The sequence below is a fragment of the Stenotrophomonas sp. CFBP 13718 genome (assembly GCF_014842145.1).
Taxonomy (GTDB): domain Bacteria; phylum Pseudomonadota; class Gammaproteobacteria; order Xanthomonadales; family Xanthomonadaceae; genus Stenotrophomonas.
On the sequence record NZ_JACYVC010000001.1, the window covers coordinates 392,155 to 407,249 of the forward strand.

General features: G+C 65.4%; 12 protein-coding genes. 3 read left to right on the forward strand and 9 right to left on the reverse strand.

The genetic code is table 11. The annotated features are described in order from the left end of the window. The 7 genes from der to ndk form a co-directional block, all read right to left on the reverse strand. The gene (gene der, locus IFT58_RS01680; protein ID WP_192080690.1) at window positions 1-1,398 is read right to left on the reverse strand and encodes a ribosome biogenesis GTPase Der; all 1,398 of its coding nucleotides are present in this window, start codon (window positions 1,396-1,398) and stop codon (window positions 1-3) included. 16 nt (window positions 1,399-1,414) lie between these two features. Further along, the gene (gene bamB, locus IFT58_RS01685; RefSeq protein WP_188324258.1) at window positions 1,415-2,620 is read right to left on the reverse strand and encodes an outer membrane protein assembly factor BamB; all 1,206 of its coding nucleotides are present in this window, start codon (window positions 2,618-2,620) and stop codon (window positions 1,415-1,417) included. After that, window positions 2,620-3,258 (reverse strand): tetratricopeptide repeat protein, encoded by a 639-nt coding sequence (locus IFT58_RS01690; RefSeq protein WP_192093744.1) that lies wholly within the window; start codon window positions 3,256-3,258, stop codon window positions 2,620-2,622. The genes bamB and IFT58_RS01690 overlap by 1 nt, the downstream gene beginning before the upstream one ends. Before the next feature lie 80 nt (window positions 3,259-3,338). Next, complete coding sequence (locus IFT58_RS01695; RefSeq protein WP_188324260.1) at window positions 3,339-4,211, reverse strand: helix-turn-helix domain-containing protein; 873 nt, start codon at window positions 4,209-4,211, stop codon at window positions 3,339-3,341. A 6-nt stretch (window positions 4,212-4,217) separates the two neighbouring features. Next, the gene (locus IFT58_RS01700; RefSeq protein WP_249405067.1) at window positions 4,218-4,934 is read right to left on the reverse strand and encodes a tetratricopeptide repeat protein; all 717 of its coding nucleotides are present in this window, start codon (window positions 4,932-4,934) and stop codon (window positions 4,218-4,220) included. Between the two features lie 79 nt (window positions 4,935-5,013). Then, a complete protein-coding gene (gene rlmN / locus IFT58_RS01705) occupies window positions 5,014-6,231 on the reverse strand; it encodes a 23S rRNA (adenine(2503)-C(2))-methyltransferase RlmN (protein ID WP_192093745.1) in 1,218 nt (405 codons plus the stop codon). A 9-nt stretch (window positions 6,232-6,240) separates the two neighbouring features. After that, window positions 6,241-6,666, reverse strand: a complete 426-nt coding sequence (gene ndk, locus IFT58_RS01710; RefSeq protein WP_188324263.1) for a nucleoside-diphosphate kinase — start codon at window positions 6,664-6,666, stop codon at window positions 6,241-6,243. A gap of 245 nt (window positions 6,667-6,911) precedes the next feature. Here ndk and IFT58_RS01715 point away from each other — a divergent pair, with 245 nt between their 5' ends. The 3 genes from IFT58_RS01715 (at window position 6,912) to IFT58_RS01725 (ending at window position 11,271) form a co-directional block, all read left to right on the forward strand. Beyond that, on the forward strand, window positions 6,912-7,595 hold the full coding sequence (locus IFT58_RS01715; RefSeq protein ID WP_192093746.1) for a TetR family transcriptional regulator: 684 nt from the start codon (window positions 6,912-6,914) through the stop codon (window positions 7,593-7,595). A gap of 26 nt (window positions 7,596-7,621) precedes the next feature. After that, the gene (locus tag IFT58_RS01720) at window positions 7,622-9,994 is read left to right on the forward strand and encodes a 3-hydroxyacyl-CoA dehydrogenase/enoyl-CoA hydratase family protein (RefSeq protein WP_188324265.1); all 2,373 of its coding nucleotides are present in this window, start codon (window positions 7,622-7,624) and stop codon (window positions 9,992-9,994) included. A 68-nt stretch (window positions 9,995-10,062) separates the two neighbouring features. Further along, window positions 10,063-11,271, forward strand: coding sequence for an acetyl-CoA C-acyltransferase (locus IFT58_RS01725; RefSeq protein WP_188324266.1), 1,209 nt, complete (start codon window positions 10,063-10,065; stop codon window positions 11,269-11,271). 1,023 nt (window positions 11,272-12,294) lie between these two features. Here IFT58_RS01725 and galU read toward each other — a convergent pair. Both galU and IFT58_RS01735 read right to left on the reverse strand, forming a co-directional pair. Then, a complete protein-coding gene (gene galU, locus IFT58_RS01730) occupies window positions 12,295-13,179 on the reverse strand; it encodes a UTP--glucose-1-phosphate uridylyltransferase GalU (RefSeq protein WP_188324267.1) in 885 nt (294 codons plus the stop codon). 3 nt (window positions 13,180-13,182) lie between these two features. Then, on the reverse strand, window positions 13,183-15,087 hold the full coding sequence (locus tag IFT58_RS01735) for a nucleoside-diphosphate sugar epimerase/dehydratase (RefSeq protein ID WP_192093747.1): 1,905 nt from the start codon (window positions 15,085-15,087) through the stop codon (window positions 13,183-13,185). Between the last annotated feature and the right edge of the window lie 8 nt (window positions 15,088-15,095).

Genomic DNA, 15,095 nt, shown 5'->3' on the forward strand with positions numbered 1-15,095 from the left:
TCAGCGACCCTTGACGTGCTTCATCAGGCGACGCTTGGCCTTGACCTGGCGTTCGGTCAGCGGGTTCTTCTTGCCTTCGTACGGGTTCGCTCCCTCGCGGAAGATGAACTGCACCGGCGTACCGACCAGCTTGAAGCGCTTGCGGAAGAAGTTCTCCAGGTAGCGCTTGTATGACTCGGACAGCTCTTTCAGCCGCGTGCCGTGCACGATGAAGGTCGGCGGGTTGGCGCCGCCCGGATGCACGTAGCGCAGCTTGGACACGTGGCCACGAATGGTCGGCGGCGGATTGGCCTGGTAGGCCACTTCCAGCGCCTGGTTCACTTCGCTGGTGCTGAACTGATGGTTCGCCGACGCATGCGCACGGTGCACTGCATTGAACAGTTCACGCAGGCCAGAGCCGTGCATCGCCGAAATACGCACCGACTCGGCCCACGGCACGAAGCCCAGGCGCAGCGACAACTGGGTCTCCGCCTGTTCGCGCTGGTAGTCGGTCAGTCCGTCCCATTTGTTGATCGCAATCACCAACGCACGGCCGGCATCCAGCACCGCACCGAGCACGGTGGCGTCCTGGTCGGTCACGCCTTCGTGTGCGTCCAGCATCAGCACGGCCACCTGGCACTGCTCGATCGCCTGCATGGTCTTGACGACGGAGAACTTCTCCACCGCTTCGTCCACGCGGCCCCGACGGCGCAGGCCGGCGGTGTCGATCAGGCGGTAGTCACGGCCCTCGCGCTCCAGGTCCACCGAGATGGAATCCCGGGTGGTGCCCGGCACTTCAGAGGCGATCATCCGCTCCTCGCCGAGGATGCGGTTCACCAGCGTCGACTTGCCCACGTTGGGGCGACCGACGAAGGCGATGCGCACGCGGTTCGGATCGTTGTCCATCTCTTCGGCGCTGCCTTCTTCCGGCAGGCGCTCGACGATTTCCTCGAGCAGGTCATCCAGACCCTGACGATGCGCCGCCGAGACGGTCATCATCTCGCTGAAGCCGTACCGCGAGAACTCCGCGCGCACGGTGTGCTCGTCGGTGCCGTCGATCTTGTTGATCAGCAGCACCTTGGGCTGCTGCTGCTTGCGCAGCCACGCCAGGATGTCATCGTCCAGCGACGAGGTGCCGTCGCGGGCATCCACGACGAACACGATCAGGTCGGCTTCCTCGGCAGCAGCACGTGCCTGGCGCGCGGTCGCGCCGGCCAGGCCTTCTTCCTGCTCGGCGATGCCGCCGGTGTCCACGATCAGGAACGGGTTGTCCTCGTCCAGGCGACAGACACCGTAGTTGCGGTCACGGGTCACGCCGGGCTGGTCATGGACCAGCGCGTCGCGGGTGCGCGTGAGCGCGTTGAAAATTGTGGACTTGCCGACATTCGGCCGTCCGACCAGGGCGACCAGGGGCAGCATCGCGTTTACTCCGTAATTAATTGGCCAACCGGTAAGCGGTCAGCTTGCCTTCGACGTTCTGCACCAGCAGCACCCCGTCAGCGACTATCGGTTGGGCCTTGACGGTCCCGCCGGTCTTTGCCCGGGCGGCCATCGCGCCGTCGGACTGTTGCAGCCAGTGAACATAGCCGTCGAGATCGCCGACAACCACGTAATCGCCCTGCAGCGCAGGACCGGTCAACTGGCGCCGGGCCAGGCCGGTCTGCGACCAGCTGGCCGCACCGCTCTGCTTGTCCAGGCCGAACACACCGCCCTGGTTGTCAGTGACGATCACGTAGGACGTCGACACGGCGACACCACCGGCACCGCCGTGATCGCGCGCCCACAGCGGGCGGCCGGTCGGGCCTTCGATGGCCATGGTCTGGTTCTTGAAGCTGCTGGCATACAGCGTGGCGCCTTCCAGCACCGGGGCGCCATCCACGTCGGCCATGCGGTCCAGTTCGGTGCGCCCTTCCGGGTTACCGACCACCTGGTCCCACAGCGTGCGGCCATCGGTGGACGCCATCGCGGAGATGCTGCCGTCATCGTTGCCGACGAACAGCACGCCCGGACCCGGCACGATCGGCGCGTTGCCGCGCACGGTCAGCGCCGGCAGTTCGCGCGGGTTGAACCAGCGCTGGGTGCCGTTGGACACATCGAACGCGGTGATGCGGCCGTCATTGCTGCGCACGTACACCATGCCCTGGCCGATGGCCGGAGCGGAAATCACTTCGCCGGGCACTTTGGCGCGCCACTTCTCGGTGCCGTCGTTGGCATCGAGCGCGATCACCTGGCCGTCCAGCGTACCGATGGCCACCAGGCCTTCGCCCACGCCCGGTCCACCGGACAGGCGCAGCTTCGGCTTCTTCTTTTCCTTGGCCGGCTCGTACGTCCAGATCTTCTTGCCGGTCTGCAGGTCGATGGCGTGCACGCCACCGGTGATCGCCGCGCCGTAGACGCGACCATCGGCCACGACCGGACCCTGGCGGACGCCGATGCGCTCTTCGCCCTTGCCCAGGTTGACCGTCCACAGTTTGTCGATCTTCACCGTGGCATCGAACTTCACCAGCTCGGCCGGTTCCTGCAGTTTCTTAGCCGCTGCGTCCTTGCCGGCAAACCAGCCCTTTACCGTGCTGCAGCCGGACAGTGCCATGCCGAGCATCGCAACCGTGGCAACCCGCTTGAGGATGACCATCTGACCCATTACACCGTCTCCTCAGTCGCCGCGACCGTGCCGCCGGCGTCCATCAACTTGGTTTCCAGCAGGCGCCGTTGGGGCGCTGCCACGTCCAGCGTCTTCAGCGCTTTCTCGTACTGCCCGCGGGCTTCATCCCGCTTGCCGGCGGCCATCAAGGCGTCGCCATGAATCTCCAGCGCACTGCTGTCGGTGGCCGAGCCCAGCAGCTTGATGGCTTCGTCGCCCTTGCCGGTCGCAACCAGCAGACGCGCGATGCGTTGGTCAACCACGTGCTTCAGGTCGCCTTCCACGCTGACCGCGCGCAGGGTGGCAAGCGCGTCATCGTTCTTGCCGGCTTCCACCTGCGCTTTCGCCAGCTGCAGGGCAGCCAGTTCGGAATAGATGTTGGACGGGCCGGCGTCGAGTGCCTTCACTGCCTTGCCCGCCTCATCGAGTTTGTTGTCCTCGATGCCCTTGAGCACCTTCTGGTACTCCAGGTTGGCCGAGGCCAGCTTGTCGCCGTGCGACTGCTGCCAGTAGCCCCAGCCCCAGATCGCGCCGACGGCCACTGCTACGCCACCGAGGATGCTCAGGCCGTTCTTGCGCAGCCAGGAGCGGACGCGTTCACTTTGTTCGTGCTCGTCGAGCAGGTCGTCGATCGCCATGCGTACTCTCGCCCTACCCGAGCCGGAGACAAGCTCGCCGGGGAGGACTGTTCATTGGGTTGTGGAGTGCCGCCGCGGTCTCAGTTGGAAACCGGGACCACGGAGCCGTCAGAGGATACCGTAAAGCGGGCAACGTTGGCTCGCTGATACGGACCGAGATCGATGATGGTGCCGTTCTGCTGAACCTGCACCTGCGAGGCGTTGCCCAGCACGATCCGGCTGACCTGGCCTGCCGGGAAGCTGCGCGACTGGCCCGCCTTGATCAGCGCTTTTTCCACCGTCGCCCCATCGGGCCCGGTGATGTCCACCCAGCTGTCACCGCTGAACTGCAGTGCCAACGCCGTGCCGGCAGCCACCGGCGGCTCGACCGCCGCAGGCCGTGGCACCGGCGTCAACGAGGCCATGTAGGGCTGCGCGGGCGGTCGCTGCGGCGTCGCAGCGGCCGTCGGTGCCGGTGCGGCATCGCGGCCATCGGCAGGCGGCGCGACGGCCACCGTTGCCGGGATCACATCCAGGGAGGCCGTGTTGGGCCCCTGCCCGCCGCCATCCAGATGGCTGCGGGTAGCGAACCAGACCGGCACCGCGAGCGCTGCGGTGATGCCCACGTACAGGAGGCGTCGACCCAGGCTTTCCGCGATTCGGCGCGCGCGCGGCGTATGGGTATGGCTGACCAGGGTAGGCGGCACGATCGGCCCCACCTGGGCCTGTTCAAGCACCTGGCCCACGTCCACGCCCAGCAGCCGCGCATAGCTGCGCAGCTGGCCGCGGACGAACACCGGCGCGCCCAGACGCTGCCACTGCTCTTCCTCAAGCGAACGGACGACCTGCACAGGCATGTGCAGGCGCTTGGAAACCTCGTCAAGTGTCAGTCCTGCCGCTTCACGGGCCTGGCGGAGGCGTTGGCCACAGCCGGCTGCCGTCTCGAAAGCGTTCACGGTCTGGTTGTCAGTCACTATGCTTCAACCCTTGGAATTGGGGTCCGCATCCTGCGGAAATTCCTGACGAATCCGCTGCTGGTAGCGTGCGGCGGCTGCCGCATCACCCAGTCGCGTCTCGATTTGCGACGCCAGTTGTAACACGGAACGCGTTGACGGTGCAGCCGCGAGGCGGCGCTCCGAAAACGCACGCGCTTCCATGAAACGGCCATCGTCGTACGAAAGTTGCGCCATCGCGGTCAGCGCCTGGGCGTTTTTGGGCTCACTGGCCAGCGATGCGCGCAGGTCACGCTGGGCGCGTTCACGCTGCCCGGCATCCAGAGCGCAGGCACCGGCGTTGGACAGCGCAATGGCCGGCGTGGCGTAGCCCGGCGCCACCAGCGCCCGGTCGAACCACGGCAGCGACTCCGCCGCACGCCCCTGCTGGCACAACCACGCCGCGTAGTTGTTCAGCACGTCGCCGCGCTCGGGAGCCAGCACGGTGGCCCGCTGCAGCAGCTGGCCGGTCTGTACGTTGTCGCCACGCCGCTGCGCGACGGCAGCCAGCAGCAGCAGCGCGTCAGGGCGTCCACTGTCCAGCTTGAGTGCCGAACGCGCGCGCTTTTCCGCCGCGTCCAGATTGCCGGCCCCGAGGTCGGCCCCGGCCAGCGTCACGTCGTTGTTGTATTGGTGCTGGCGTCGCACCTGTTCGCCGTCATGGGCGGTGTAGGTCGGCGCAACCGACATCTCGGCCTTGCCCATCTTCAATCCGCCCCCCTTGCTGCCACCACCGCACCCCGCGAGCACCAGCGCGCACAGGGCAGCACCGGCGAGCAGGCGGTCAGGCCGCTGCATCGCGCCCGGTCCGTACGTTCTCAAGCGCATCAAGGGTTTTGTTGAACTCGGCCTGGCGCCTCGTCCGATCCATCACCTGCCCCTTCAACTGGCCACACGCCGCGTCGATGTCATCACCGCGGGTACGGCGCACCATCGTCAGCACGTTGTTGTCCAGCAGGATGGTCTGGAAGGCGCGGATCTGCACATCGTCGGAGCGTTCGTATCGCGTGCCCGGGAAGGGATTGAACGGGATCAGGTTGACCTTGCCCGAGCCCTTGGCCTGCACCGCGTTGTCGAACTGGCGCATCAACCGGGCCAGTGCACGGGCGTGCTCGGGCTGGTCGTTGATGCCTTTCATCAGGGTGTATTCGAAGGTCACCGATTCGCGGCGCTTGTTGCCACGCAGATAGCGCGCGCAGGACGCCATCAGATCTGCGATCGGGTACTTCCGGTTCAGCGGCACGAGGGTCTCGCGCAGCTCATCGGTCGGCGCATGCAGGGACACCGCCAGCGACACATCGCTTTCGGTGGACAGCCGATCGATCATCGGCACCAGGCCGGAGGTGGACAGGGTCACCCGCTTGTTGGCGAGGCCATAGCCCAGATCGTCGCGCATCACGTTCATCGCGCGCACGACGTTGTCGAAATTCATCAGTGGCTCGCCCATGCCCATCATCACCACGTTGGTGAGACGGCGCATCAGGTGCGGCACGTTGCCCAGGTGACGCGCGGCAATCCATACCTGGCCGATGATCTCGGCGGTGGACAGATTGCGGTTGAAGCCCTGGGTGGCGGTCGAACAGAACGTGCAGTTCAGCGCACAGCCCACCTGCGAGGAAACGCACAGCGTGCCGCGGCTCTTGTCCGGAATGTAGACCGCTTCGATGGCGTTCTTGCCATCGTTGCCCATCGCCAGCAACCACTTGTGGGTGCCGTCGGCGGACGGTTTGTCGAACACGATGTTCGGAACCAGCACCTCGGCATGTTCCTGCAGCTTGGCGCGCAGTCCCTTGCCGAGGTCGGTCATTTCATCGAAATCAGTGACGTAGCGATGGTGGATCCACTTCATCACCTGATGTGCCCGGAACTTCTGTTCGCCGAGTTTTTCGACGAAAAAACGCTCCAGGCCCGCGCGATCGAGGTCGAGCAGGTTCTGCTTGCCAGCCGTGGGTGCCGACTTCGGCAGCGGCTGGATGGCGGGTGTCTGTACGACCTCGTTCACGGCAACCTCTTAACGGGAGACCACTTCCGTGGCGGCAAAGAAGTAAGCGATTTCGTTGGTGGCGTTCTCGACCGAGTCCGAGCCGTGGGCGGCGTTGGCATCGATGGATTCAGCGAAATCAGCGCGGATGGTGCCGGCCGCGGCTTCCTTCGGATTGGTGGCGCCCAGCAGGTCGCGGTGGGCCAGAACGGCGTTCTCGCCTTCCAGCGCCTGGATCATCACCGGGCCGGAGATCATGAACTCGACCAGCGCGTTGAAGAACGGACGCTCGCGGTGCACGGCGTAGAAGCCTTCGGCTTCGCGGCGCGACAGCTGCTTGTACTTGGCAGCGACGACCTTCAGGCCGGCCTTTTCGAAGCGGGCGTAGATTTCACCGATGACGTTCTTGGCGACGGCGTCGGGCTTGATGATCGAAAGGGTGCGCTCCAGCGCCATGGTGGTATCTCCGAGATCCGGGCCACTCAAGGCCCGAGGGTAGCATGAAAAAAACCCACGTCGAAACGCGGGCTTAGGCTGATATACGTAGGCTTATTGTAGCGCCTCGCCGCAACACACGGTAGCCCCGGCCATTCATCTGCGGCCGGGGATGAACGGCGGCGACATGATGCTGCGGCGCACAATGCATTGCGCCGAGCCCCAGGTCTAATATCAAACAATCGTTTGATTGAACCCTGTTCTCCATGGCCAGACCTGCCCACTTCTCCACCAAAGACCGCATCCTCGGCGCCGCCGAGGCGTTGTTTGCGCTGCATGGCTTTGCCGGGACGTCGCTGCGCCAGGTGACCAGCCAGGCTGACGTCAACATCGCAGCGGTCAACTATCACTTCGGATCCAAGGAAAACCTGGTCAACGAGGTGTTCCGGCGCCGCATGGACGAAATGACCGCCGCGCGGATGGCGCAGTTGGAGAAAGCACGCAGCGAGCATCCGGGCGAACTGCGGCCGGTGCTGGCCGCATTCGTCGAGCCGGCGCTGGCGATGGCGCAGGACAGCCAGAGCGGTGGCGCGTTCGTGCGCGTCATCGCCCGTGCCTATGCGGAGAAAAACGACAACCTGCGGCGCTTCCTGTCGGATCACTACGGCCACGTGCTGCGAGACTTCGGTCGTGCCATTTCCGCCTGCGTGCCGGATCTGAGCAAGGAAGAGCTGTACTGGCGCCTCGACTTCCTGGCCGGGTCGCTTACCTATGCGATGGCCGATTTCGGCCTGATCAAGCGACCTGCCGGCGTCACCGAAGCCGCGCATGGTGCCCAGGCCGCACAGGAACTCATCCGTTTCGCCGAAGCCGGCTTCCGCGCGGCTGCACGCAGCGCCGCGATGTCCGCCAGCCCGGCTGCCACCCCACCTTCCCTTTCCACCCAGTAACTGCTGACCAACCAAGGCTTATCGACATGTCCAATTCCCTGCTAGTCCGCCGCGCCGCCGTGCTGGGTGCCGGCGTCATGGGCGCCCAGATCGCAGCCCACCTGACCAACGCCGGCGTCGACACCGTGCTGTTCGACCTGCCCGCCAAGGAAGGCCCTGCCGACGGCATCGTGCTGAAGGCGATCGCCAACCTGGGCAAGCTCAGCCCTGCCCCGCTCGCCAGCAAGTCCTACGCCGAGGCGATCACGCCGGCCAATTACGAGAGCGGGCTGGAGCAGCTGCGCGACTGCGACCTGATCATCGAAGCCATCGCCGAGCGGATGGACTGGAAGCAGGACCTGTACAAGAAGATCGCGCCGTTCGTGGCCGACCACGCCGTGCTGGCCTCCAACACGTCCGGCCTGGGCATCAACAAGCTGGCCGACGTGCTGCCCGAACAGCTGCGTCATCGCTTCTGCGGCGTGCATTTCTTCAACCCGCCGCGCTACATGCACCTGGCCGAGCTGATCCCGGCCTCCACCACCGATGCCAGCGTGCTGGAGGGCCTGGAAAGCTTCCTGGTCACCACCCTGGGCAAGGGCGTGGTGTACGCCAAGGACACCCCGAACTTCATCGGCAACCGCATCGGGGTGTTCTCGATCCTGTCCACCATCCACCACACTCAGGAATTCGGCCTGGGCTTCGACGAAGTCGACGGCCTGACGGGCCCGCTGGTCGGCCGCCCGAAGTCGGCGACCTACCGCACCTCTGATGTGGTCGGCCTGGACACCATGGCGCACGTGATCAAGACCATGGGCGACACCCTGCCCAACGATCCGTGGCACGCGTTCTTCAAATCGCCGAAGTGGCTCGACGCGCTGATTTCCAAGGGCGCACTGGGCCAGAAGACCGGCGCGGGCATCTTCCGCAAGGTCGGCAAGGACATCATGGTGCTGGACCTGGAAAAGCAGGATTACCGCGCCGCTGACCGGACCGCTGCAGCGGAAGTGGTCGAGATCCTGAAGATCAAGAATCCGGCGGAGAAGTTCGCCAAGCTGCGCGAGAGCCAGCACCCGCAGGCACAGTTCCTGTGGGCCACCTTCCGCGACCTGTTCCACTACAGCGCGTATCACCTGGCTGACATCGCCGAGACCGCGCGCGACGTCGACCTGGCCATCCGCTGGGGCTACGGTTGGTCGCTGGGTCCGTTCGAAACCTGGCAGGCCGCCGGCTGGAAGCAGGTCGCGCAGTGGATTGCCGATGACATCGTCGCCGGCAAGAGCATGAGCAGCGCGCCACTGCCGGATTGGGTGTTCGATGGCCGCGATGGCGTGCACGCCGCCGAAGGCAGCTACAGCCCGACGCGCAACGCCAAGCTGCCGCGCTCCGCACTGCCGGTCTACCAGCGCCAGCGCTTCCCCGATCCGCTGCTGGGCGAACAGTTCCCGCAGGGCGACACCGTGTATGAAAACGATGGCGTGCGCATGTGGCACGACGGCGATGGCATCGCGGTGGTCGGCTTCAAGACCAAGATGAACACCGTGTCCGATCACGTGCTCGATGGCCTGCAGGAAGCCATCAAGCGCGCCGAGAAAGACTTCAAGGGCCTGGTGATCTGGCAGCAGAAGGAACCCTTCTCCGCCGGCGCCGACCTGGCCGGTGCACTGGGCCTGCTGCAGGCCGGCAAGGTCGAGCAGTTTGAAGAAATGGTGCACAACTTCCAGCGCACCAGCCAGGCGATCAAGTACTCGCTGGTACCGGTAGTGACGGCGGTGCGTGGCCTGGCCCTGGGCGGTGGCTGCGAATTCCAAATGCACAGCGCGAAGAGCGTGGCATCGCTGGAAAGCTACATCGGCCTGGTGGAAGCGGGCGTTGGCCTGCTGCCCGCCGGCGGCGGCCTGAAGGAGTTGGCGGTGCGTGCATCGCAGGCTGCCGGCCCCGGTGGTGATGTGTTCGCCGAACTGAAGAAGACCTTTGAAACGGTGGCCATGGCCAAGGTCTCCAACTCGGCGGTCAACGCGAAGGAACTCGGCCTGATGCGCGCCACCGACAAGGTGGTGTTCAACAGCTTCGAGGCGCTGCACATCGCCAAGGCTGAAGTGCTGGCCCTCGCCGAAGGCGGCTATCGCCCGCCGATGCCCTCGCGCCGCATCCAGGTCGCCGGTGATGTCGGTATCGCGACCTTCAAGATGATGCTGGTCAACATGCTGGAAGGCCGCTTCATCAGCCCGTACGACTACGAGATCGCCGTACGCATCGCGACCGTCCTGTGCGGCGGCGAAGTGGATCGCGGCACGCTGGTGGACGAGGAGTGGCTGCTGACCCTGGAGCGCAAGCACTTCGTCGAACTGGCACAGCAGGAAAAAACCCAGGCCCGCATCGCGCACATGCTGAAGACCGGCAAGCCGCTGCGGAACTGACGGGACATCGGTCGTGCCGGCCGTTGGCCGGCAACCTCATCCCAACCCCTATTGAAGAGATCACTGCAATGACCAAGCAAATCCAGGATGCCTACATCGTCGCCGCCACCCGCACACCGGTAGGCAAGGCGCCCAAGGGCATGTTCCGCAACACCCGTCCCGACGACATGCTGGCCCACGTGCTGCGCTCGGTGGTAGCGCAGGCGCCGGGCATCGACGTCAACCGCATCGACGACGCCATCATCGGCTGCGCGATGCCGGAAGCCGAGCAGGGCATGAACGTGGCGCGCATCGGCGTACTGCTGGCCGGCCTGCCGGACACCATCGCGGCGCAGACGGTGAACCGTTTCTGCTCATCCGGCCTGCAGGCCGTCGCCATGGCGGCGGATCAGATCCGTCTGGGCAATGCCGACCTGATGCTGGCCGGCGGTACCGAATCGATGTCGATGGTGCCGATGATGGGCAACAAGATCGCGATGGCCCCGAGCGTGTTCGATAACGACCACGTGGCCATTGCCTACGGCATGGGCATCACCGCTGAGAAGGTCGCCGAAGAGTGGAAGGTGTCGCGCGAAGAGCAGGACGCCTTTGCCCTCGCCTCGCACCAGAAGGCGATCGCCGCGATCCAGAACGGCGACTTCAAGGACGAGATCAGTCCGTACGACGTGCGCACCCGTCAGCCGGACCTGGCCGACGGCCGCCGCATCATCACCCGCGACACCGTCGTCGACACCGATGAGGGCCCGCGCCTGGATTCGTCCGCGGAAGGCCTGGCCAAGCTGCGCCCGGTGTTCCGCAACGGCCAGTTCGGCGGTACGGTCACGGCCGGCAATTCCTCGCAGATGAGCGACGGCGCCGGTGCGGTGCTGTTGGCGTCCGAGCAGGCGGTGAAGGATTACGGCCTGAAGCCGCTGGCCCGGTTCGTCAGCTTCTCGGTCGCCGGTGTGCGCCCGGAAGTGATGGGCATCGGCCCGATCGCGGCGATTCCGAAGGCGCTGAAGCAGGCCGGCCTGACCCAGGATCAGTTGGACTGGATCGAGCTCAACGAAGCGTTTGCGGCGCAGTCGCTGGCGGTGATCCGCGATTGCGGGCTGGACCCGTCGAAGGTCAATCCGCTGGGCGGCGCCATCGCGCTGGGCCATCCGCTGGGCGCCACGGGTGCGATCCGTACGGCGACGCTGCTGCACGGTCTGCGTCGTCGCCAGCAGAAGTACGGCATGGTGACGATGTGCATCGGCACCGGCATGGGTGCGGCGGGCATCTTCGAATCGCTGTAAGAGGGTTTTGGTTGCCGGGGCTGCGCCCCGGCACCCTGCTTGAGCCAGAGCCAGAGCAAAGCCAAAGCCACGGCAACAGCAACAGCTGCATTGCCGGGATGGGCGGGACGGGGTGGGTTCGCGGGGGACGGCAACAGCCGCATCCATGCGGGCCTCGTTTCGCGCCATCCATGGCGCTCAACGCCCCCGCGAACCCACCCCGCCCCACCTTCGACAGGTCCATGGTGGCCACGGGACCTGTGAGCATCGGTAGCGCCGACCCATGGTCGGCGAGCGCAGCGGGCCGTTGGCGGGAACATTCCGCAGAAAAGGTTTTGGTTGGCGGGGCTGCGCCCTGGCACCCTGCTGGAGCCAGAGCAACGGCAACAGCAACAGCAACAGCAACAGCCGGAGCTGCAGGTATGTGTGTTTGGCGGGACGGGGTGGGTTCGCGGGCGACGGCAACAGCCGCATCCATGCGGGCCTCGTTTCGCGCCATCCATGGCGCTCAACGCCCCCGCGAGCCCACCCCGCCCCACCTTCGACAGGTCCATGGCGGCCACGGGACCTGTGAGCATCGGTAGCGCCGACCCATGGTCGGCGAGCGCAGCGGGCCGTTGGCGGGAACATTCCGCAGAAAAGGTTTTGGTTGCCGGGGCTGCGCCCCGGCACCGTGCTGGAGCCAGAGCCACGGCAACAGCAACAGCCGCAGCTACAGGCATGTGTGTTTGGTGGGACGGGACCTGCGGGCATCGGTAGCGCCGACCCATGGTCGGCGAGCGCAGCGGGCCGTTGGCGGGAACATTCCGCCGACCATGGGTCGGCGCTACGGCTTTTTTATTTTTTCTTACGTGGCGGGCTGCCACCGGAACCCGTCAGGGGGTCGGGCGGTGGGGCTGGGCGGGGGCGTTGAGTGCCATGGATGGCAAGAAACGAGGCCCGCAGGGATGCGGCTATTGCCGTCCCCCGACCAGCCCCACCGCCCGGCCCCGCCGCAGCTGCAGCTTTCGCCGCCCGCCACGAGGGGCTCCGCCGTTCGCCGGATCAATCGTCTTCGGCGAGCATTTCCTGCAGCTTCTGCCGGGCCGGCTTGGCCAGCTTCTTGCTGTTCAGTGCAAACCGGATGGTGGCTTCCACCAGGCCCAGATGCGTGCCGCAGTCGAAGCGACGTCCTTCGAAACGATAGGCATCGACGGGCTCGCTCTTCAGCAGCTCGGCGATCGCGTCGGTCAGCTGGATCTCGCCACCTGCGCCGGTACCGGTCGCTTCCAGCAGTTCGAAGATCTTCGGGCTGAGCACGTAACGGCCCACTACCGCGAGGTCACTGGGTGCATCTTCCGGCTTCGGCTTTTCGACGATCGCCGAAATGCGGCCGTGACTGCCATCGAACGCGTCCGTGGCGACGATACCGTAGCTCGCCGTCTGCTCGTGCGGCACATCTTCCACCGCGATCACGCTGGCACCGGTGGCCTCGTTGAGGTCAGCCATCTGCTTGAGCGCACCGTCACCGCGGTTGTAGATCAGATCGTCCGGCAGCAGCACCGCGAAGGGCTCATCGCCGATGATCTCTTTCGCACACAGCACGGCATGGCCCAGGCCCAGCGCTTCGGCTTGGGTCACGAAGACCGCACGCACGCCGTTGGGAAGCACGTGGCGAACCAGCTCCAGCTGCTCCAGCTTGCCGGCGCGTTCGAGCTTCTGCTCGAGCTCGTAGGCCTTGTCGAAATAGTCGGCAACCGCATGCTTGTAGCGGTTGGTGATGAAGATCAGGGTGTCGCAGCCCGCTTCGATGGCTTCGTCAACGGCGTACTGGATGAGCGGACGATCGATGATCGGCAGCATTTCCTTCGGAACCGTCTTGGTTGCCGGCAAAAAGCGTGTCCCTAGCCCTGCCACCGGAAAAACTGCCTTTCTGATTCGCTTGCTCATCTGCTACCTGTTGGCCTCTCTTACGGGGAAGGGAACCACGTTAGCCGAAGGGATGTAAGCATCCTGTTGAAGCGGATCGAACTCCGGCATCGTGGCGAACAGGATCTCCTGGATCGCTTCGATATCGTAAGTGGATATCGCGTCGCGCAGCTTCGGCACGTTGGCCAGCACGAGGTCCCGCGAGAACGTACGCACGCCCGCCTCCAGCACCTTGGGGTGTGAGGTGGGCCGGTATTCCTCATCGGAATAGAACAGCGTTTCGTGCAGCTTCTCACCGGGACGCAGGCCGGTGTAGATGATGGCGATGTCCTTGTACGGCTGCTTTCCCGTCAGTCGGATCATCTGCTCGGCGAGCACGCGGATCGGTACCGGTTCGCCCATGTCCAGCGTGTAGATCGCGCCGTGCGAGGCGGACGCGGCCGCTTGCAGGATCAGCTGGCAGGCTTCCGGGATGGTCATGAAGTAACGCGTGACCTCCGGATCGGTGACGGTCACCGGACCGCCCTTCATGATCTGGTCGCGGAACAACGGCACCACGCTGCCGGCGGAGGCCAGCACGTTGCCGAAGCGGACGGTCACGAAACGCGTGTGCGTGGACTTCTGGTCCAGGCTCTGGCAGATCATCTCGGCATAGCGCTTGCTGGCGCCCAGCGAGTTGACCGGGTCTACGGCCTTGTCGGTCGAGATGAAGACGAAGTGCTCCACCTTTGCTTCCATGCAGGCGCGCGCCACGTTCTCGGTGGCCAGGATGTTGTTGCGGACCGCTTCGCGCAGTTGACGCTCCAATACCGGCACCTGCTTGTAGGCGGCCGCATGGAAGGTCGCTTCCACCCGATGCAGCGACAGCGCATGGCGGATCACCGCGGGGTCACCGCAGTCACCCAGCACGGCCTCGACCTCGATGTCCGGGAAGCTGCGACGCAGCTCGGCTTCGATGGTCAGCAGCAGCAGTTCGCTCATCTCGAGCAGCACGATGCGCCCTGCCCCATGGCGTGCACACTGGCGGCACAGTTCCGAACCGATCGACCCGCCGGCGCCGGTGACGAGCACCGTCCGGCCGCCCAGCCAACCGCGGATCAAGGTCCAGTCCGGCTGGATCGGCTTGCGCCCCAGCAGGTCTTCGATCGCCACTTCTTTCAACTGACCCGGCAGCGACTGGCCCTGCAGGATGTCACTCAATTTGGGCACCGTGCGGAACGGCACACCCGTGCTCTCACACAGGCCGACCACCCGCTGCATGCCCACCGCATCCAGCGAGGGAATGGCGATGACGATCAGCCGCGCAACGGTTTCGCGCGCGACAGCCGGCGCGTCGTCCAGCGTGCCGAGGATCGGCAGTCCCTGCAGCTTGGCGCCCTGCAGGTGCGGGGCATCGTCCAGCAGGCCGACCGGTTCGTACTCACCGGAACGGCGCAGGTCGCGCACCAGCGCCTCCGCAGCCTGACCTGCGCCCAGGATCAGCACACGGCGACCGGTCGAGTCGGACTGTACGGACTGATAATCCTTCCAGGCGCGATACAGCAGGCGCGGGGCACCGAGCAGCGCGGACAGCGCGAAGGGATAGATGACGAGCACCGACAGCGGCACGCCGTCGAAGCGCTTCCATGCCAACGTCAAGACGATGGCGATCAGGCCGATGAAGCTGGCCTTGAAGATGTTGATCAGGTCGGCCACGCTGGCAAAACGCCACAGGCCGCGATACAGGCCGACACGCCAGAACACCAATGCCTGGATGCCCAGCACCAGCGAGGTGTCTACATTCCAGAGAGGCAGCGCCGGCGCATCGGGGAGGATCGAGTACCGGCCCGCGTGCAGAAGCTGCCAGCAGGCCCAGACCATGAAAAGATCATGGACGACGATGGCGGCGCGCGGCAGCAGCGCAAGAATTCTGTTCCACCTAGCTGACATGAGCAGGA